This window comes from Arcicella rigui (genome assembly GCF_034929435.1).
In the GTDB taxonomy this organism is placed as follows: Bacteria; Bacteroidota; Bacteroidia; order Cytophagales; family Spirosomataceae; genus Arcicella; species Arcicella rigui.
In genome coordinates, this window is sequence record NZ_JAYFUM010000013.1 from 1 (window position 1) to 21,980 (window position 21,980).

Consider the following 21,980-nt stretch of genomic DNA (forward strand, 5'->3'; position numbering starts at 1 on the left):
AGTAAATGGTTGTAAAAGTGACTCCAGTACAACAGTGACAATTACAGTTGCTCCAAAACCAGTAACACCAGTTGCGAAAAGTAATAATAGTTCAGTTTGCTTAGGAACGAGTTCAGTTCTTTCAGCGACAGGTTGCACAGGAACAGTGACTTGGACAGGTGGTTTAACAGGAAGTTCGGTAACAGTAACACCAAATAAGACAACTTCTTATAAAGCCCTTTGTACAGTCAATGGTTGTAAAAGTGATTCAAGTACGGCAGTGACAATTACGGTAAATCCAAAACCAACAACGCCAACAGCGAAAAGTAATAATAGCTCTGTTTGTTTAGGAACAAGTGCGGTGCTGACAGCCACAGGTTGTTCAGGAATAGTGAATTGGACAGGCAATTTAATAGGCAGTTCGGTAACAGTTACGCCAAACAAAACGAGTACTTATAAAGCCCTTTGTACAGTCAATGGCTGCAAAAGCGATTCAAGTACGGCAGTAACAATTACAGTTACTCCAAAACCAACAACCCCAGTAGCGAAATCCAACAACAGCAGTGTTTGTTTGGGGGCGAGTGCAGTTTTAACAGCGACAGGTTGTACTGGTATAGTAAGTTGGACAGGTAATTTAACAGGGAGTTCAGTAACGGTAACACCAACAAAAACCACTACCTACAAAGCCCTTTGTACAGTCAATGGTTGTAAAAGTGATTCAAGTACGGCAGTAACAATTACAGTTACTCCAAAACCAGTAACACCAATTGCAAGAAGTAATAATGCCAGTGTTTGTTTAGGAAACATTGCAATACTTTCAGCGACAGGCTGCGCAGGTACAGTGACTTGGACAGGTGGTTTAACAGGAAGTTCGGTAACAGTAACACCAAATAAGACAACTTCTTATAAAGCCCTTTGTACAGTGAATGGTTGTAAAAGTGATTCAAGTACGGCAGTAACAATTACAGTTATTCCAAAACCAACAACCCCAGTAGCGAAATCCAACAACAGCAGTGTTTGTTTGGGGGCGAGTGCAGTTTTAACAGCGACAGGTTGTACTGGTATAGTAAGTTGGACAGGAAATTTAACAGGAAGTTCGGTAACGGTAACACCAAACAAGACAACTCCTTACAAAGCACTTTGCACAGTAAATGGCTGTAAAAGCGATTCAAGTACGGCAGTGACAATTACGATTAATCCAAAACCAGTAACACCAACAGCGAAAAGTAATAATAGCTCTGTTTGTCTGGGAACAAGTGCGGTGCTGACAGCCACAGGTTGTTCAGGAATAGTGACTTGGACAGGTAATTTAACAGGGAGTTCTGTAACGGTAACACCAACAAAAACCAGTACATACAAAGCTCTTTGCACAGTAAATGGCTGTAAAAGTGACTCCAGTACAACAGTAACAATCACAGTTGCTCCAAAACCAGTAACACCAGTTGCCAAAAGTAATAATAGTTCAGTTTGTTTAGGAACGAGTTCAGTTCTAACAGCGACAGGTTGTGCAGGTACAGTGACTTGGACAGGTAATTTAACAGGAAGTTCGGTAACGGTAACACCAAGCAAAACAACATCTTACAAAGCTCTTTGTACAGTAAATGGTTGTAAAAGTGATTCAAGTACTTCTGTGACAATTGCAGTTACTCCAAAACCAACCACCCCAGTAGCGAAATCCAACAACAACAGTATTTGTCAAGGAACGAGTGCGGTTCTTTCTGCGACAGGTTGTGCAGGAACAGTGACTTGGACAGGCAATTTAACAGGGAGTTCTGTAGCAGTAACACCAAGCAAAACAACTTCTTACAAAGCCCTTTGTACAGTCAATGGTTGTAAAAGTGATTCAAGCACAGCGGTGACGATTACAGTTAATCCAAAACCAGCTCAACCTACTATTACAACAAGCAATGCTACGATTTGCTTTGGTGGCACAACAACCTTAACGGCCAGTGCTTGTACTAATGGAATATTAACTTGGACAGGTGGGTTTACAGGTAGTTCATTAGTTATTTCGCCATCAGCTACAAAAACTTACAGAGTAGTTTGTACAGTAAACGGTTGTAAAAGTGATTCAAGTAATGCAATGAAAATTACAGTTAATCCACAACCTTTAGCTCCAGTAGTTAGTGCAAAGACATTGAATATCTGTTTAGGAGAAAGTATTACTTTAAATACCAGTGGTTGTGATGGCGGTACGATTACTTGGAGAGGAGGTGCAATTACAGGTCAGACTGGAGTTAGTAAAGTGGTCAATCCTACTATAGCGACAACTTACAGTGCAACTTGTAAGCAAGGTACTTGCGAGAGTGCTATTAGTAACGGATTGACTATAACAGTAAATCCATTGCCATTATCACCGACAATTACAACGTTAGCAAAAACTATCTGTTTAGGACAAAGTGTGAGTTTAAATGCGAGTGGTTGCGTAGGTGGTACACTTAATTGGAGAACAGGTAATACAATTGTAGGCACTGGGAATACGCTTACTGTATCTCCGACAGTCACTACTTCTTATACAAGTACATGTAAGCAAGGTTCTTGTGAGAGTGTATCAAGTAGCGGAGTAACGGTGACAGTAAATCCATTGCCTGTATCACCAATTATTACGGCTTTATCTCAAAATATCTGTTTAGGAGAAAGTACTACTTTAAATACAAGTGGTTGTGTCGGAGGTACGATTACTTGGAGAGGTGGTACAATCACAGGTCAGACTGGTGTTAGTAAAATGGTAAATCCCACTGTAACGACTACTTACAATGCAACGTGTAAGTTAGGTACTTGCGAGAGTGTTGTTAGTACTGGTGTAACCGTGATCGTAAATCCCTTGCCAACAGCCCCTTCAATTAAGAACTCAGATCAAACTGTTTGCCCTGAACAAAGAATTACTTTGAATGCGACTGGTTGTGTAGGTGGGACGATTATTTGGAAAGGAGGTAGATTAGTGGTAGGAACAGGCAATACGCTAAATGTTACGCCAACTGTAACGACAAATTATACAACGTTTTGTAAACAAGGAAGTTGCGAAAGTGTAGCAAGTAATTCAGTAACAATTACAGTAACTCCCAAGCCCGTCATACAATTAGTACAAACCAATAATGCCAATATATGCTTGGGAGCAAGTACAGTTCTCACAGCCACAGGTTGTACAGGAACAGTTACTTGGACAGGTAATTTGACTGGTAGTTCAGTGACCGTAACGCCAAATACTACCACTTCTTACAAAGCCTTATGTACAGCGAATGGTTGCAGAAGCGATTCAAGTTTGGCTTTAAAAATTACTGTTACTGCTAAACCAACTGCTCCAACTGTATCTAGTACTAATGAGAGTATTTGTGTTGGAACTAATGCCGTTTTAAGTGCTTCGGGTTGTGCAGGAACAGTCAGTTGGACAGATGGCTTGACTGGAACTTCTATCACTGTATTTCCAACCATAACCAGGAGTTACAAAGCCTTGTGTACAGTTAATGGTTGTAAAAGTGATTCAAGTTTATCTGTAAGAGTTAAAGTTAATCCTAAACCAGCGACACCATTAGCTAAATCCAACAATGCAAGTGTATGTATTGGTACAAGTGTAACCCTTTCAGCGACAGGTTGTGCAGGAACAGTTACTTGGACAGGCAATTTAACAGGAACTTCTGTAACTGTAACGCCAACAAAGACCAGTTCTTACAAAGCCTTGTGTACAGCGAATGGTTGTAAGAGTGATTCAAGTACGGCGGTGACAATTACAGTTAATCCAAAACCAATAACACCAGTAGTGGGAAGCAATAATAGTTCAGTTTGCTTGGGAATGAGTGCTGTTCTTTCAGTGAAAGGTTGTACAGGAACAGTTACTTGGACTGGCAATTTAACAGGTACTTCCATAACTGTTACGCCAACAAAAAACAGTTCTTACAAAGCTTTATGTACTGTAAATGGTTGTAAGAGTGATTCAAGTACGGCAGTGACGATTACAGTTAATCCTAAACCCACAACGCCATCTGTAAGTTCTAATAATGTTAATGTTTGTTTGGGCAGTAGTGCAGAGCTTACAGCGACAGGTTGTGCAGGAACAGTTACTTGGACAGGCAATTTAATAGGTACTTCCATAACTGTTACGCCAACAAAAAACAGTTCTTACAAAGCCTTATGTACAGTAAATGGTTGTAAGAGTGATTCAAGTACGGCAGTGTCGATTACAGTTAATCCTAAACCCACAACGCCATCAGCAAGTACTAATAATGCTAACATTTGTTTAGGTGGTAGTGCAGTGCTTACAGCCACAGGCTGTGCAGGAACAGTTACTTGGACTGGTGGTTTAAGAGAAAGTTCAATAACAGTGACGCCTGATAAAACAACTTCTTACAAAGCTTTATGTACAACAGTCAATGGTTGTAAAAGTGATTCAAGCACAGCAGTAACAGTGAACGTTAATTCTAAACCCCCAACACCAACTGTGTCTAATAATACAAGTATTTGTTCGGGAGGAAGTGCACTCTTAGCATCGTCAGCTTGTACAGGTGGCGTTGTTACTTGGACAGGTAATTTAATAGGGACTTCTCTAACAGTAACACCAAACAAAACAACTTCCTACAAAGCCCTTTGTACAGTAAATGGTTGTAAGAGTGATTCAAGTACGGCAGTAACAATTACGGTTAATCCCAAACCCGCAACACCAACAGTAGCTACTAATAATGCTAATATTTGCTTGGGAGGCAGTGTAGTACTAACGGCGACAGGTTGTCCAGGTACAGTTTCTTGGACTGGTGGTTTGATGAACAGTTCTGTAACAGTCACTCCAATAAAAAATAGTTCATATAAAGCTCTGTGTACAGTCGATGGATGTCAAAGTGATTCAAGTACAGCTGTGACGATTACCGTAAACCCAATACCATCTGCTCCTGTCATCAGTATTGTACCCAATAATAAACCGAACTCCGCTCTTAGTTTTGATGGTAATGATGATGAGGTTCAGCTTGGGAATTGGTTTACTTTCCCCAATTTTACTATCTCAATGTGGGTAAAACCGAGTGCAAATCAAAAAACTTACGCAGATATTATAGACAACAACCATAATGCCGTTGAAAACTGGGTTTTACAGCAAGAAGGTGATATGGTCAATAAATATGGATGGAATGGACCAACGATGGTTCAACTTAACGCTGATACATGGCAATATCTAACAATAACAAGGAGTGAAAATAATGTTAGGAAAATCTATTTGTCAGGACAATTAGTTGACTCAACAACTAATGCTTACCCTTATACCCCATATAGTGGACAATTTTTAAGAATAGCCAACTGGGGAGGCGGTGGAAGAAACTGGAAAGGTAGCATGGATGAACTTAAAATGTGGAATTATGTATTAACAAAGAATGAAATTTTGGCAAATATGAATACTCAATTGTCAGGTAATGAAAATGGGCTTATTGGGTATTGGAATTTCAATGAAGGTGAAGGGAATAAGATTTTCGATAAAACTTCTTCAGATGGTAAAAAGGATGGCGATTTAATTAATAATCCAACTTGGATTACTTCAGATGCACCAATTTTGCCAGCTACAACTCTTACTGCAACTGGTTGCACTGGAACGGTTACATGGAGTAATGGAGCTACTGGAGATAGTATTGTTGTGAGTCCTACGATTGCTACTACTTACACAGCTATTTGTTCTGAAGGTACTTGTGTAAGTGTTCAAAGTAATGCCATTACGCTAAGTCCAAGTGTAATACCTAATGGAAATACTTCACCCATCCAAGCAGCAAAAACCGCAAGAGTAGCCGTGAGTCAGAGTGAGCCAAGTATTACCTTTAAAGTATTCCCGAATCCTGCAACGGACGAAATCAATGTTGAAACAAATGTTGATGAAGAAACCACTTTTCAATTATACAATGTCATTGGACAAAAAGTGGTTGAAAAAACTTTTGAAAGACAGACAAAAGTGAAAGTTTCGGAATTTTCGAGAGGTACATATTTTTATTTGTTACAACATGGTATCAATAGAAGTAGTGGAAAAGTAGTATTAGAATAGTAAATTAAAACCGCCAATGATTAGCCTCGTTCCTAATACAAGATATTTAGGAATGGGGCTTTTTGTTTGAATAGATTGTAGAACAGCTCAAAAATATTCAACAAAATAGGTCTCAATTACCGTTAGATAAATTTTTGGTCAAAAAAATGGGAAAACTAAAAGGCAAGATGAACTTTTTATCTATTTTAGAGAAGGTTTTTAGAAAAAATAGCTCATGGTTTTTTTAGCCAAATTTTTATTGAAAATCTCATATTTTATGAATTAATAGCGATTACTCCTTTAAATTTTAACTTCGATGATTAAGATTAAACTCTTCAAGGAACTCATCAATTTTTATCAACAGTACAGCCTTTTTTCACAGAAGAGTTTGGCTAAAAAAAGTACTTATGAGGCAATCCAATCTTTTAATCTTGAGGAATACTTAAAAATTTATCATTCAATTGATAATTATTGCTATTTTATCGCCGATGTAAGTAGTATGGAAATCGTAAAAGTGTCAAGCTCTATCAAATCTTTGATGGGCTTTGAGGCGAGTGAGTTTGAAGGAAAAAAGTTTTCAGTTTTTCTGAATATTCACCCGCTTGCAGACCTCATAAAATTATCAAGAGGAGGAATAGCCTATTTCGATTATCTATACAAACAGCCCAAACAAAATAGACCATACATCAAAGCAAATTTCACGATTGATTTAAAGACAAAAAATGGCCCTTCAATTCATGTTTTGGGGCAGAGTATCCCCGTGCTTTTTAATGAAGAAATGGAAGTAATCTACTGTTTGAACATCATCACAGATATTTCGGATTTAAAAACAGACAGAAGTTTTACTCATTATATTCTTGACACAAGTGATGAAAATAATGTTAGAAAGATAAAAACTAAGTTTAGAAATGAATTCCCAAGTAGTAAAAGCCCGATTTCTGGTTCTGAAAAAAAGGTTTTACTACTAATGGCAGAAGGAAAAAGTAGCAAACAAATTGCAGACTTACTTTATTTGAGTGAGCATACTGTGAAGAACCATCGAAAAAAAATGCTTAAAAAAATAGGATGTGCTTCTTCATCAGAATTAGTTAGGACAAGTATTATGAACGGCTGGCTGTAAAGGTTTTAGAAATTCTTTGTAATCCTGATTTTCAAAAATAGTAATATGGTTATTTACGATACTCCTAAATTTCAAATTGATTACCTTGAAAGTGAAGGAATTTCTTTCAATTCATTTATCAATTGTAATTCCTCTGATGATTTCGTTGAAATTATCAAAGATTATCGTATTCATTTTGATAATGTGGGGGGGATTTCAAAAGCCCTATGGGATAATACTCATCTTGATTTTGTGATACCGCCAGATTTGCAAAAATGGGTGGATGATTTTTTGAATATGCCTGATTGGCAGAAACTTAATCAGCTTTATGTACCTCCAAAACTTGGTTTTGTGATTAGTAATGATGCTGCTTCGCACCTTTCGGTTATTGATATTTTCGAAAAAACACAAACTGGTTTTAGACCTCATTTTTTTGTAAACAAAGACGAAGCCGTAGCATGGATGCTGAACAACGAAAAAGTGACGAAAGCCTTACCAGAACCACCTGTTATAAAAGTGATTCAAGATGTAATGCCAAAGAAAACACGTATTGAATTAACGATTGATAGCGAAGATTTGAGCGAGTATTTATTTTTATTAAATAGATTACTGAGAAACAGAAGGCTGACTCAAAAACATTCTGAGAATTTTTTGAAATTAACTAAAAGAGAAAAAGAAGTTTTGGGTTTGATTATCAATGGATTGACTGATAAATTAATTGCAGAAAAAATCTTTCTTTCGTACCAAACCATACGCACACATCGAAAAAATATTATGGCGAAGCTTGAGTGTAAGAAAGCGTCTGACTTAACAATTTATAGATATTTCTTATAAGATTTTACTAAAAATACCGCATTTGAGGTATTTCTGGATTTTCTATGAGCATTTAACTTTGTGTAATTTTAAATTTTTCGAGTATCCAAAAATGACCAAAAAGGGCTATTGTTATTAAACACGAGAACCGCCTAAATTTGTAGTGTATCCTTTCAATAGCTGAAAACGATTTTAAGCATAGAATAAAATTAATAGTTAGACATAATTACGTCGCCTTTGTTTTAAACCACTAATTGCTTGCTTGCCAAACCTTTAAAATCATGAAAAAATACTACGAACCTTCAGAAGTGACTACTATTTTAAGAGGAGCAGATAAATTTCAAATAGAATTGGTGACGACCTATTTGTATCGAACTTTCAGACCGATAGTGAAATCGTACATCAAAAGACAAGGAGGAGACGATGATGTAGCAAAAGATATTTTTCAAGAAGTAATCCTATTTTTTTCTCGACAAGTAAATACTTTAAAATTCGAGGCGAAGTCACAGAAAGAAATGGAAAGTTACTTCATCAAAGTTGCACATTACAAGTGGTTGAAGAAAAAGGAAACAGATACTCGAAGAATTAAGCGAGAAGGCGAATATTTGTTTGAGAATGATAGCTCTGCAGATATGAGTTTACCCTCAAACCACATCGAAACAGATGAGTTGAGCAAAGAAAATATGGATGCCATTGAGAAATTAGGGGAACGTTGCAAGTGTATTTTGTTGGCGTATTATGTTGAAAATCTTTCAATTAAAGAAATATCAGATATGTTCGATTTTGGGAATCCCGAATCAGTAAAAGTTAAAAAACATAGATGTATTCAAAAATTGAAAGAGCAAATGAAATACAAAAAACAACCGATATAATTTAAGAGACAGTGTTAGGCTTTTTTAAGATTGTATCAGGTAAATGTATAGAAAAGCCTACATATTGAATAGCTGTCTTCTAATAGTTTTACAAAAAATACCGCACAAGAGGTATTTCTATCTTTTTGAGAGAAACTTATCTTTGTCGAGTTTAATTTTCTAAAATGTCAAAAATGACTAATATCGCTACTGCGACAAAAAACAAGAAATATATAAGTTTGTGGTGTTTCCTAAATATTGAAAAGTTTCAATACTTAACACAATTGAAAGAATAGTTTTAAGGAGTAGGGCATAACACTTAGTTTTATAAAAATTGATTAAATGAAGTTCTCTTTAAATTTTATATTCTTTTTTTTGACTGCATACTATAATTTTTATGGACAAAACCCTACCATGAGAAATTATACAGTTAATGATGGTTTGGCAAGTACAATGGTTTACAGGGCTTTTCAAGATAGTCAAGGGCTGATGTGGTTTTGTACAGATAAAGGTATTTCTCGTTTTGATGGATATAAGTTTGAAACTTTCACGGTAATTGATGGGATTCCAAGTAATGATGTATGGCAAATTGCTGAAGATTCACAAGAAAGAGTATGGTTTTTAAGCTACAGTTCCCATTTTTTCTATTTTGATTTAAAAACGAAGAATTTTGTAGTGATAGAAAATCCTTATCGAGATTTGAAAGATGGACATATTTGGGGCTATGTCCAGCAAAGTAAAGATTTATATACGGCAATTTTGAGTGAAAGTCAGGAAGTTTTAGAAATCAATACCAAAACTCGAAAAGTTCAAAAGTTTACCCCACCAAGAAGAGGTTTTAGCGAATATCCATTCGATACATCATCTTTTACCATTAATCGAAAGCATATTGGCAGTCTCCCGTTTGAGCTTCGTGCATATTCAGAAGGTTTTAGTCATAACTTAAATAAGAAAAAGCATCCTTTCCCACAACTTTCAATTAGGAAGAAATTTAATGATTTATTTCAACATATTTTAACAGTTATTTTTGATGACCAACTTACAATTTGTGCATCAGAAAAGACGATGATTCAGGTTAAGGATAAATCAGTAATTGATGCTAATGTGGGGAAACTTAGTAAATATCAAGATGATAAGTTTGTACTAATTATGAATGTTGGCACAAGTAAATACAAACTTTGTAAAACCGAAAAAGATATATTTATAATCAATCAATCGCTTCAAAGAGTAAGCAACTTTGATTTTTTGAGTAATTATGCTGTAAATACAGTTACTTTTGATAACAATGATAATTTATGGATTTGTACAAAAAATCAAGGTATTTATTTTTTAAGCCACAATGCTATCAACACCAAGATTTTAAATAATATTGATGGAGCTGTAAGTTGTAGTTTTACATACGGAAGTGAAACTTGGATAGGGACTAATGCAGGTAAAATTTATTATTCGAAGAATTCTGAAAAATTTATCAAGTTAAACTTTGAAAATACAATCAACCTTCCAATCAATAATCTTATAGTAACGCCAAAGTATGTTGTGTTTACTTGGCAAGGTTTAATTTTTGGGATTTTGGAGTATCATACAGCAAAGCATAGCCCTAAAATTTCATCTATTTTTCACCCTAAAAATCCGTTTTCTTTAGATTTTAAGGTAAAACTTTCTGATGCTCAAAAGCTACACGTGATTCAGTGGCATGATATTAAAAGTTTAGATACAACATCTTCGCCCAATGAACTGATAGTATCTCACGCTTTAAGTATCTCAAAATTAATATTTAAAGAAAAGGAGTGTTTTTCTAAGCTTCTTATACCAAAAGATGCAATAGCCAAAGCAAAGGTGGTTAAAAGTATTTCACAAAATACTCTTTGTATAGGTAATTCAAGGGGGTTATATGTTCTTAGAAACAAGCAAATATTCAATAAAGAGGAGGATATAATTCATAAGTATATTTATCAGCCAATTTTATCAGCACCTATCAATTCAATAGAGTATGCCTCACAATTACAGATTTTATTTGTGGGAACTAATGGTTATGGGCTTTATTTTGTAAAGAATGGAAAAAAATATATTTGCAAAGAACTAATTGGTAAAATTATCAATCATCTACGTTTTGATAGTAGAACTAATCAATTGTGGGTTGCAACTAATCAGGGAATGTATATCATTCAGCATTACAAGTCCTTATTTATTCATTATAGTATTTTACCAATATCATTGAATAATGGTTTGCCTTCTTTAGAAGTGAACCAAATTATTATTCATGCACAAACTGTTTTGGTTGGTACTGCTAATGGCTTAGTTAAATATCCTTTAAATATTGTAAAACTTAGTACTACTGATGATAAGAAGCTGTTTTTCAATATAAATGCAATATCAATTAATAGAACCAAGAGACCTTTGAAAGATGTTTTTCAACTTTCATATAATGAGAATAGCATTGAGGTGGAATACGCAGGTATTTCTTTTGAAAGTAATCAAAAAAACACTTATTTATATAGTTTTGGAAAGGTTGGAGAGCCGAAAAACTGGAGAGAAACCTCTGCATTGTTATTGGAATTTATTTCCCTATCACCTGGAAATTATGAGCTAACAATAAAGTGTATAGATGCTTTTCATCGTACCTCAGATATAAAGAGAATTCAATTTTTGATTCGACCACCTTTTTGGCTGACATCTTGGTTCATCATTGCTATAATATTGATTTTTTTAGGTAGCATATATCTGCTTGCGACTTTGAGAGTGAGAACAATACAGCGAAAATCATTAGAAGAAAAACAAATCATTAGAAGAATTGCTGCACTTGAATTAGAAGCTTTGCAAGGACAAATGAATCCACATTTTGTTTTTAATGTACTTAGCTCAATTCAATACTACATTCTTCACAATAATCCTATTTCAGCCTCTTCATACCTGAGTAAGTTTTCAAAATTAATGAGACTTTTTCTTGAATCACTCAGAAACAAATATATTAGTATTGAAGATGAAATGGTATTGCTTTCCAATTACTTAGCTTTAGAACAGTTGAGGTTTGATAATAAATTCTCATTCAATATTCAAGTTTCAGCAGATTTGTCACCTAAATCTAAAATACCAACGATGTTAATTCAGCCTTTTGTAGAGAATGCTATTAATCATGGCATTAGTTACTCTTCTAATAGACAAAATACAATTCTGGTTTACTTCGAAAAAGATTTTGATGGTACTATTATCTGTACGGTTGAAGACGATGGAATAGGTAGGGGAAGTACAACTTTCAGAAAGCTTAAAAAGGATTATATATCACGAGGCATTGACATAACATTAGAAAGAATGAAGGCTTTGGCGCAATCAGATGATTTAACGATTGATATAAAGTATATTGATAAAGCTGATGTTGAAGATTTAAAGGAAACAGGAACAATTGTTAAGATTTTTATAAAGACTACATGAAAATAACTGTATTAATAGTAGATGATGAAGCAAAGTCGTTGGAAGTAACCAGAATGATGCTTGGGGAATTTAAATCTATGATTGAACGAGTATTTACAGCCTCTAATATTGATGAAGCTTATCAAATTATTATAGAAAACACCCCCGACCTCGTACTGTTAGATGTAGAGTTAACATCAAAAACAGGATTTGATTTATTAAAGAGGTTTAATGAACCAACATTCAAAACGGTTTTTGTTACAGCCCATGATAAGTATGCCTTTAATGCGATAAAAGCAGACGCTGTCGATTATATTTTGAAGCCGATAGATATTGATGACTTACAAAAAGCATTGAATAAAACAATCAGGATGTTGCAACTACCATCAGAAAGATCTGTATTGAAGCTTAAACCTAATGCTAATTTAGCTAAGAATAAGATTATAATCCCTACTCAAAAAGAGTTACTTTTAGTAGAACTAAACAACATTATGTTTTGTAAAGCAGAGGGGGGATACACAGCTATTTATTTAAACTCCAATGAAATTGTACTTTCCTCAAAAGATTTGAAGACCTACCAAGGAATGCTTGATGACCGTCTTTTCTTTAGAATACATGATTCCTATTTAGTTAATTACAATTACATTAAAAGTATTTTAAATGACAACTATGTTCAGCTCATTGATGGTAATAACATTCCACTGTCACGTCGTCGTCGTACAGAATTTCTGAATTGGATAAGAAGTATTTGATTAAAACTGTTTTCAGCTAAATTGAAATCGTTGAATTTTAAAGAAAAGTTTGTTTCACCAATATTTATTTCTGATACCACCTATTTATTTTTAGTAGCCATAAAGCTACAATTTGCTGCCAAGTATTAGTTCTATTTTTACAGTTTATCTATTATCGTTTAGCTTGCTTAATATTGGGCATAATGTAATAAAAGAGGGACTTAATATTTCGCCTCTTTCGCCATGTTACATAAACTGAATTCCCAATCATAGAGTAGCATAATTCTTCGAATATTAATCCTATATATAGATAAGCTTGCGTCATGAAAAAATCTTATGAACCTTATGAAATTGTTCAGATTTTAAAGGGAAGTGATAAAAAAGAAATAGAATTAGCTACTACCTATTTATACAAGATTTTCAGACCTATTGTAAAGTCTTACATCAAAAGGCAAGGGGGAGACAACGAAACAGGGAATGATATTTTTCAAGAGGTAATCCTGTTTTTTTCCCGACAAGTAAATACTTTAAAATTTGAAGCGAAGTCTCGAAATGAAATGGAAAGTTATTTTATTAAAGTGGCACATTATAAGTGGTTAAAGAAAAAGGAAACAGATAGTCGTCGAATAAGGAGAGAGGGAGAATATTTATCAGAAAATGAACTTGCTATAAGTTTGAATTTGCCGCAGTTGCATATAGAAGTTGATGATTTGAGTCAAGAATATATGGCAGCTATTGAGATATTAGGAGTACGCTGTAAATGTATATTGTTGGCTTATTATGTTGAAAACCTTTCAATCAAGGAAATTTCTGAAATGTACGATTTTGGTAATTCTGAATCGGTGAAGGTTCAAAAATTTAGATGTTTACAAAAACTGAAAAAAGAGCTTTTGAAGAAAAGATGATGTTTCCCACTTTCTTGAATATAACCCGAAATTGAATTAACTATCTTTTTATACTTATCATAACATAAACTTTTACTCAGATGAAAAAATCACTTTTATTTTTTGCTTTATTATCTATCTCTTTCATGAGTTTTTCGCAAACTATCCGCCGTGTAAACAATACTCAAGGACTTAATGACCCTTCTGTCTATGCTACTGCTCAAGCCGCCCATGATGCCGCCAAAGATGGTGACATTATTCAATTAGAACCAAGCGATAGCCCTAATTATGGAGATTTGACTGTTACTAAAAGAATTACAATTTTAGGAATTGGTTATAATCTTGGAAATACTTCAAATACTTTTTTTGATAAAAGAGTACCTAAATTGAATGTGATACAATTTAATTTAGGGAGTACTAAAAGTACCATTATGGGAGTCGAAGTTTTAGGAGGTATTTTACTTAACACAGATAATATATCAGTAAGCCGTTGCAAAACATCAATAACTTTAGGTATGATGTATGATTCAGATAAAGATAAATACAGCTATGGGAATAATGCCACAATTGTCCAATGCTTAATAGGAAATATAAGTGGTTATGCTTGGCAATCAGACCCTACAACTGGAAATAAATTTATAATTTCTAATAATATCATTCAAGGTGCAATTGCAAATCTTTATAATTCTGTCATTAGTAATAATATTTTTCAAAGTTCTTCTTCCCAATGCTTATCTTCTTCTGCAGGCTGTATTTTTAGCAACAACATTATAGATGCCAGAGATGGGAGTAGTGATTTTTTAGTAGTGGATGGCAGTGTTACTGGCTCAACCATATCTAATAATTTATGTACTACATTTACGGGTTTACCCACTGGCGGAGGAAATGTAAACAAAGCCAATGCAATAACGATTTTTAAAGTAGCCAATCCATGGGAAACTTTTATAGATTCCAACTTTCAGTTAGCAGATAAATCTCCTGCCAAAACTGTTGGTGCTGGCGGTACAGCCATTGGTGCTTATGCTGGAGGGAATCCTTATGTACCTTCTGGTGTACCTGCTGGCCCAGCCATTACGAGCTTCATGAGTAGCGGTTTTGGTTCAACTACAACACCGATAAATATTACAACGAGTGTTCGCTCAAACAATTAATTGAACCTCTTTAGCTGTTTTTAGCTAAAGCTAAATTTTTTCTCCTTGATTTTCATCGCCCAACGATAAATTTTCTCTTATGAAAACTCGTCTTTTCCTAAGTTTAATGTTAGTGCTTTGCTATGTCCTTTCAGTAATGGCAAAGCCTAATATTGAATACAATAACGCAAGCAGAGGTAGTTTGCGTAAGGCTGATATAAGTATGAAAATTACTTTATCAAAAACAAGTAATCTATCATTAGACATCAGTAATCAGGCAAATAATAAAAATAATTGGTCGAATAGTCTAACTTATTCTAAAGAACTATTCAGTCGAATGAAATCTTTTTTTGCAGATGAAAAAATCATCTATGCAGAATACTTTATTGATAAAGACCCTGGTTTTGGGAAAGGTACATCCTTACCTATTACAGCAAGTACCAGTATCAATAATCATAATTTTACGGTCGCCCTTCCAGCTTCGGTTTCCGAAGGTTTTCATTTTATCACCATCCGCTACAAAGATGCTTTGGGTCGTTGGAGTGTTTCGGCAGTTCGTCCTTTTTATAAAGATAAAATTGAGCAAAGTACTTCAACATTATCCAATATCGTTTATGCTGAATACTTTATTGATAAAGACCCAGGTTTTGGGAAAGGTAGTTCAATAGCTCTAACGTCTGGAACAGAAATTAGCAATCATAGCTTTGCAGCTGTATTACCGTCAACGCTTGAAGATGGATTTCACTTTATTACTATTCGTTACAAAGATGCCTTGGGACGTTGGGGAGTATCCAGCAGCGTAAGACCATTTTATAAAGATAAAACAACGCAGGGAACTGCTTTATCAAATATTGTTTATGCCGAGTATTTCATAGATAAAGCCCCAGGTTTTGGCAAAGGGAAATCAATAACTATCAAAGGTGGTCAAACATTAGAAAATCTCAATTTTGGTGTAAATCTTAATGCACTTGGCTTACCACTTGGAAATCATTTTATCCAATTAAGAGCCAAAGATGCTAATGGTATTTGGGGAACAGTTGCAACAAAAAACTTTGTTCTTACAAATGAAATTGTCAAAATGGTAACTCTGCCAAGTGTTTCTTGTACGCTCAATAAGATTGATGTTCCTTACATTGTAGAGGGTACTTTCGGAAGTAACAACGTGTTTACAGTTGAACTGTCAGATACCAGTGGTTTATTCCAAGAGTCTCCTATACAGTTAGGCAGCCTCACTTCCACAAAAAGTGCTACAATTAGAGTTGATTTACCAGCAGACTTAACAGGGAATAACTATAAAGTAAGAATAGTAAGTACAAATCCTGTAAGAATAAGTGACCCTCAAAGTTTAATATTAAAGCCTTCTCAGCCAACAATTGGCGTATCAAATAGTTTGGTTTGTCAAGGAACAAGTGCGGTTCTGACAGCGACAGGTTGCACAGGTACAGTGACTTGGACAGGCAATTTAACAGGAAGTAGTGTAACAGTTACACCAAGCAAAACAAGTACTTACAAAGCATTATGTACAGTAAATGGTTGTAAAAGCGATTCAAGTACTGTGGTGACAATTGCAATTACTCCAAAACCAACAACACCAGTAGCGAAATCGAACAACAGCAGTATATGTCAAGGAACGAGTGCGGTTCTGACAGCGACAGGTTGTTCAGGTACAGTGAATTGGACAGGCAATTTAACAGGGAGTTCGGTAACGGTAACACCAAGTAAAACGAGTACTTACAAAGCCCTTTGCACAGTCAATGGTTGTAAAAGTGATTCAAGTACAGCGGTAACAATTACCGTTACTCCAAAACCAACCACCCCTGTTGCCAAATCCAACAACAGCAGTATTTGTCAAGGAACGAGTGCGGTTCTGACAGCGACAGGTTGTGCAGGAACAGTGATTTGGACGGGCAATTTAACAGGAAGTTCTGTAACAGTAACGCCAAGTAAAACGAGTACTTACAAAGCCCTTTGTACAGTCAATGGCTGTAAAAGCGATTCCAGTACAGCAGTGACAATTACAGTTACCCCAAAAACAACAACCCCCGTTGCGAAATCGAACAATAGTAGTTTATGTCAAGGAACGAGTGCGGTACTTTCAGCCACAGGTTGCACAGGCACAGTGAGTTGGACAGGTAATTTAACAGGAAGTTCTGTAACAGTTACGCCAAGTAAAACGAGTACTTACAAAGCCCTTTGTACAGTCAATGGTTGTAAAAGCGACTCAAGCACAGCAGTTACGATTACGGTTACTCCAAAGCCAACCACCCCAGTAGCCAAATCCAACAATAGCAGTATTTGTCAAGGAACAAGTGCGGTTCTGACAGCGACAGGTTGCACAGGCACAGTGAGTTGGACAGGTAATTTAACAGGAAGTTCTGTAACAGTTACACCAACAAAAACCAGTACATATAAAGCTATTTGTATAGTAAATAGCTGTAAAAGTGATTCAAGCTCGGCAGTGACAATTACCGTTACTCCAAATCCAACCACCCCAGTAGCCAAATCCAACAATAGCAGTATTTGTCAAGGAACGAGTGCGGTTCTGACAGCGACAGGTTGTTCAGGTACAGTGAGTTGGACAGGCAATTTAACAGGCAGTAGTGTAACAGTTACGCCAAGTAAAACGATTACTTACAAAGCTCTTTGTACAGTAAATGGCTGTAAAAGCGATTCAAGTACAGCAGTTACGATTATCGTTACTCCCAAGCCATCAACCCCAGTAGCGAAATCGAACAACAGCAGTGTTTGTCAAGGAACGAGTGCAGTTCTGACAGCGACAGGTTGCACAGGGACAGTTAGTTGGACAGGTAATTTAACAGGAAGTTCAGTAACAGTAACACCAATTAAAACAACTTCATACAAAGCCCTTTGTACAGTAAATGGCTGTAAAAGCGATTCAAGTACAGCAGTAACAATTACAGTTACCCCAAAACCAACAACCCCAGTAGCGAAATCGAACAATAGCAGTGTTTGTCAAGGAACGAGTGCAGTTCTCACAGCGACAGGTTGTGCAGGGACAGTTAGTTGGACAGGCAATTTAACAGGCAGTAGTGTAACAGTAACGCCAAGTAAAACAAGCACTTACAAAGCCCTTTGTACAGTGAATGGCTGTAAAAGCGATTCAAGTACAGCGGTAACGATTACAGTTACTCCAAAACCAGCAACACCAGTTGCGAAAAGTAATAATAGCTCTGTTTGTTTAGGAACAAGTGCGGTTCTGACAGCGACAGGTTGCACAGGCACAGTAAGTTGGACAGGTAATTTAACAGGAAGTAGTGTAACAGTAACGCCAAGTAAAACAAGTACTTACAAAGCTCTTTGTACAGTAAATGGTTGTAAAAGTGATTCAAGTACGGCGGTGACAATTACAGTTAATCCCAAACCAACCACCCCTGTTGCCAAATCCAACAATAGCAGTATTTGTCAAGGAACAAGTGCGGTTCTGACAGCGACAGGTTGTACAGGAGCAGTGAGTTGGACAGGCAATTTAACAGGAAGTAGTGTAACAGTCACACCAAGCAAGACAAGTACTTACAAAGCCCTTTGTACAGTCAATGGCTGTAAAAGCGATTCAAGTACAGCAGTTACGATAACTGTTTTACCCAAACCAACAACCCCAGTAGCCAAATCCAACAACAGCAGTGTATGTCAAGGAACGAGTGCGGTTCTGACAGCGACAGGTTGCACAGGCACAGTGACTTGGACAGGTAATTTAACAGGGAGTAGTGTAACAGTCACACCAAGCAAGACAAGTACTTACAAAGCATTATGTACAGTAAATGGTTGTAAAAGTGATTCAAGTACGGCGGTGACAATTACAGTTAATCCCAAACCAACAACCCCCGTTGCGAAATCGAACAATAGCAGTGTTTGTCAAGGAACGAGTGCAGTTCTGACAGCGACAGGTTGTGCAGGGACAGTTAGTTGGACAGGTAATTTAACAGGAAGTAGTGTAACAGTAACGCCAAGTAAAACAAGTACTTACAAAGCCCTTTGTACAGTGAATGGCTGTAAAAGCGATTCAAGTACAGCGGTAACGATTACAGTTACTCCAAAACCAGCAACACCAGTTGCGAAAAGTAATAATAGCTCTGTTTGTTTAGGAACAAGTGCGGTTCTGACAGCGACAGGTTGCACAGGCACAGTAAGTTGGACAGGTAATTTAACAGGAAGTAGTGTAACAGTAACGCCAAGTAAAACAAGTACTTACAAAGCTCTTTGTACAGTAAATGGTTGTAAAAGTGATTCAAGTACGGCGGTGACAATTACAGTTAATCCCAAACCAACCACCCCTGTTGCCAAATCCAACAATAGCAGTATTTGTCAAGGAACAAGTGCGGTTCTGACAGCGACAGGTTGTACAGGAGCAGTGAGTTGGACAGGTAATTTAACAGGAAGTAGTGTAATAGTCACACCAAGCAAGACAAGTACTTACAAAGCCCTTTGTACAGTCAATGGCTGTAAAAGCGATTCAAGTACAGCAGTTACGATAACTGTTTTACCCAAACCAACAACCCCAGTAGCCAAATCCAACAATAGCAGTATTTGTCAAGGAACGAGTGCGGTTCTGACAGCGACAGGTTGCACAGGCACAGTGACTTGGACAGGTAATTTAACAGGGAGTAGTGTAACAGTTACGCCAAGCAAAACTAGTACATACAAAGCTCTTTGTATGTTAAATGGCTGTAAGAGTGATTCTAGTACGGCGGTGACTATCACAGTTACACCCAAACCTACTGCACCAAGTTTAGCCAGCAACAATTCGAGTGTTTGTCTTGGAACAAGTGTGATTTTAAGTGCGACAGGTTGCACTGGAGTAGTGAGTTGGACGGGCGGTTTAACAGGGAGTTCTGTAACGGTAACGCCGACAAAGACGAGTACTTACAAAGCACTTTGTACAGTGAATGGTTGTAACAGTGATTCGAGTTTGGCTACAGTAATTACTGTAACATCTAAACCTGTCACACCAATTATTTCTTTAAAAACTGATAATCCTAATGCGATTTTAACTCAATGGAATAAAACATTAGGAGGAAGTAATATTGATTATTTTACAACTGCTACTGCAACACAAGATGGCGGCTACTTGTTAGGTGGATTCTCAATATCGAATAAGAGTGGTGACAAATCCGAGGATAGTAGAGGAGACTATGATTACTGGATAGTTAAAATTAATTCAAATGGGAATAAAGTATGGGATAAAACCTTCGGTGGCATCGGTTATGATAGGCTTGTTGGTATTGTTTCTACTGATGATGGAGGTTTTTTACTTGCAGGATATTCAAACTCATTAATGGGCGGAGACAAATCTGTTCATAATATAAGGGCAGGTTATACAGATTACTGGATTATAAAAATTGATTCAAATGGTAATAAAATTTGGGATAAGATATTTGGAGGTAATAGTGATGATAAATTAGCAGCTATTATCAAAACACAGGATGGAGGGTTTTTATTAGGAGGTTCCTCATACTCAATGAATAGTGGAGACAAATCAGAACCTCAAGTTAGTAATAGTTATCCAGATTATTGGATAATTAAAATTAATGCGAATGGGAGTAAAGTTTGGGATAAAACGTTGGGAGGAGATAATGACGACCAATTGACTTGTTTAAGCTTATCAGGAGATGGAGGATACATCCTAGGAGGGGCTTCTTATTCAGGAATTAGTGGAGATAAATCTGAAGTTAATAGAGGGGGAAATAACAAATATTCTGATTATTGGATAGTTAAAGTAAATTCAGCTGGGAAAAAGATTTGGGATAAGACATTTGGTGGGAGTGGTTCAGACCAGATAAATAGTATTGCTATTACTAATGATGGTGGATATTTGTTAGGAGGTAGGTCATTATCAACAAATGATGGAGATAAGTCTGCAATTAACAATGGAATAAGTGATTCTTGGCTTGTTAAGGTTAACTCAATTGGTGTTAAAATTTGGGATAAAATTTATGGAGGAGATTTTCGAGATGAGAACTTAATAATAATTTCTGTAAAAGATGGTTTCATATTGGGCGGAATTTCAAATTCAGCTATTGGGGGAGATAAAACGGAAGCTAATAAAGGAGGGGATGATTATTGGGTACTTAAAATCAACTCAGATGGAGTAAAAATTTGGGATAAAACATTTGGAGGAAGTAATACTGATTATTTAAAAAGCGTAATTGCAAATAGTAATGGAGGTTTTTTATTGATTGGTTATTCCAGTTCTGGTGTCAGTGGAGATAAATCAGAAGATTCAAAAGGTCAAGATGATTATTGGATAGTAAAAATCAAAGAAACTACAAATAATGTAACAACCCTCACCGCCACAGGTTGCTCAGGCACAGTTACTTGGAGTAATGGTGCTACTGGTACTTCTATCACGGTTAGTCCAACGGTGGCAACTACCTATACCGCAACTTGTACCGTGAATGGTTGTATCAGTGCGGCAAGTAATGCCATCAAAGTAAGTCCAGAAGTACTGACAACGGGAACTACCTCTCCGATTCAAGCGGCTAAAACGGTGAGAGAAGAAACCGTTCAAACAGAACCAAGTCTTGGTTTTAAAGTATTCCCGAATCCTGCAACGAATGAAATCAATATTGAAACAGATTTGGAGGGAGAATCAACTTTCCAACTCTACAACAGTATTGGTCAGAAAGTGCTTGAAACAAACTTTGTGAAGAAAACTAAAATCTCAATCAGCGACATCGGAAGAGGTAACCATTTCTACCTAATTCAAAACCAAGAGCTGAGAAGTACTGGAAAGATTTTATTAGAATAGGATTGTGTAAAGTTTGTTTATTTTCAACCTCCTTCTGTATATGAATTACGGAAGGAGGTTTTTTATTAATAATTTTTGTCATTTGTTCAAGTCATTAATGTCATTGCTGTCAAGCAAGTAAATGTCCAAATTGCATCACAAATAGGAATTGTTAAAACGATTCATTTTTTGCTTGTGTGTGTAATTATGGGTATTTCTTAGAAATACCTATTTTTTTGGATGACAACGTTATGAATGTTGAACTTAATCAAAAGAATAATTTGAGAATTAACATAAAGATTTTATCTTGAGAAGCTATGTATATTTTTACCGAATACTTCATCCTTCAAA

The 21,980-nt window shown here is 36.0% G+C and carries 9 protein-coding genes; all 9 read left to right on the plus strand.

Going from position 1 to position 21,980, the window contains the following annotated elements:
• The first annotated feature begins 34 nt into the window (after positions 1 to 34).
• On the plus strand, positions 35 to 5,989 hold the full coding sequence (locus tag VB248_RS12210) for an Ig-like domain-containing protein (protein ID WP_323297065.1): 5,955 nt from the start codon (positions 35 to 37) through the stop codon (positions 5,987 to 5,989).
• 295 nt (positions 5,990 to 6,284) lie between these two features.
• Positions 6,285 to 7,088 carry a LuxR C-terminal-related transcriptional regulator gene (locus VB248_RS12215; protein WP_323297066.1) on the plus strand — a complete coding sequence of 268 codons (804 nt, stop codon included), beginning with the start codon at positions 6,285 to 6,287 and terminating at the stop codon, positions 7,086 to 7,088.
• Between the two features lie 45 nt (positions 7,089 to 7,133).
• Entirely contained in the window at positions 7,134 to 7,901 is a 768-nt protein-coding gene (locus tag VB248_RS12220) for a response regulator transcription factor (RefSeq protein ID WP_323297067.1), read from the plus strand.
• A gap of 260 nt (positions 7,902 to 8,161) precedes the next feature.
• Positions 8,162 to 8,752, plus strand: a complete 591-nt coding sequence (locus VB248_RS12225; protein WP_323297068.1) for an RNA polymerase sigma factor — start codon at positions 8,162 to 8,164, stop codon at positions 8,750 to 8,752.
• A 321-nt stretch (positions 8,753 to 9,073) separates the two neighbouring features.
• Positions 9,074 to 12,160 carry a sensor histidine kinase gene (locus VB248_RS12230; RefSeq protein ID WP_323297069.1) on the plus strand — a complete coding sequence of 1,029 codons (3,087 nt, stop codon included), beginning with the start codon at positions 9,074 to 9,076 and terminating at the stop codon, positions 12,158 to 12,160.
• Positions 12,157 to 12,891 (plus strand): LytR/AlgR family response regulator transcription factor, encoded by a 735-nt coding sequence (locus VB248_RS12235; protein WP_323297070.1) that lies wholly within the window; start codon positions 12,157 to 12,159, stop codon positions 12,889 to 12,891. The genes VB248_RS12230 and VB248_RS12235 overlap by 4 nt, the downstream gene beginning before the upstream one ends.
• A gap of 302 nt (positions 12,892 to 13,193) precedes the next feature.
• Positions 13,194 to 13,775 (plus strand): RNA polymerase sigma factor, encoded by a 582-nt coding sequence (locus tag VB248_RS12240; RefSeq protein WP_323297071.1) that lies wholly within the window; start codon positions 13,194 to 13,196, stop codon positions 13,773 to 13,775.
• Positions 13,776 to 13,855: 80 nt separating this feature from the next.
• Entirely contained in the window at positions 13,856 to 14,905 is a 1,050-nt protein-coding gene (locus VB248_RS12245; protein WP_323297072.1) for a hypothetical protein, read from the plus strand.
• A 79-nt stretch (positions 14,906 to 14,984) separates the two neighbouring features.
• Positions 14,985 to 21,650: a T9SS type A sorting domain-containing protein gene (locus VB248_RS12250; protein WP_323297073.1), complete on the plus strand. Its 6,666-nt coding sequence runs from the start codon at positions 14,985 to 14,987 to the stop codon at positions 21,648 to 21,650.
• Positions 21,651 to 21,980: the final 330 nt, after the last annotated feature.

Excerpts from the sequence above, each read along its gene's own strand:
- VB248_RS12215 (WP_323297066.1), top strand. The coding sequence starts at position 6,285 with ATGATTAAGATTAAACTCTTCAAGGAACTCATCAATTTTTATCAACAG.
- VB248_RS12235 (WP_323297070.1), top strand. The coding sequence starts at position 12,157 with ATGAAAATAACTGTATTAATAGTAGATGATGAAGCAAAGTCGTTGGAA.
- VB248_RS12230 (WP_323297069.1), top strand. The coding sequence starts at position 9,074 with ATGAAGTTCTCTTTAAATTTTATATTCTTTTTTTTGACTGCATACTAT.
- VB248_RS12240 (WP_323297071.1), top strand. The coding sequence starts at position 13,194 with ATGAAAAAATCTTATGAACCTTATGAAATTGTTCAGATTTTAAAGGGA.
- VB248_RS12245 (WP_323297072.1), top strand. The coding sequence starts at position 13,856 with ATGAAAAAATCACTTTTATTTTTTGCTTTATTATCTATCTCTTTCATG.
- VB248_RS12225 (WP_323297068.1), top strand. The coding sequence starts at position 8,162 with ATGAAAAAATACTACGAACCTTCAGAAGTGACTACTATTTTAAGAGGA.
- VB248_RS12250 (WP_323297073.1), top strand. The coding sequence starts at position 14,985 with ATGAAAACTCGTCTTTTCCTAAGTTTAATGTTAGTGCTTTGCTATGTC.
- VB248_RS12220 (WP_323297067.1), top strand. The coding sequence starts at position 7,134 with ATGGTTATTTACGATACTCCTAAATTTCAAATTGATTACCTTGAAAGT.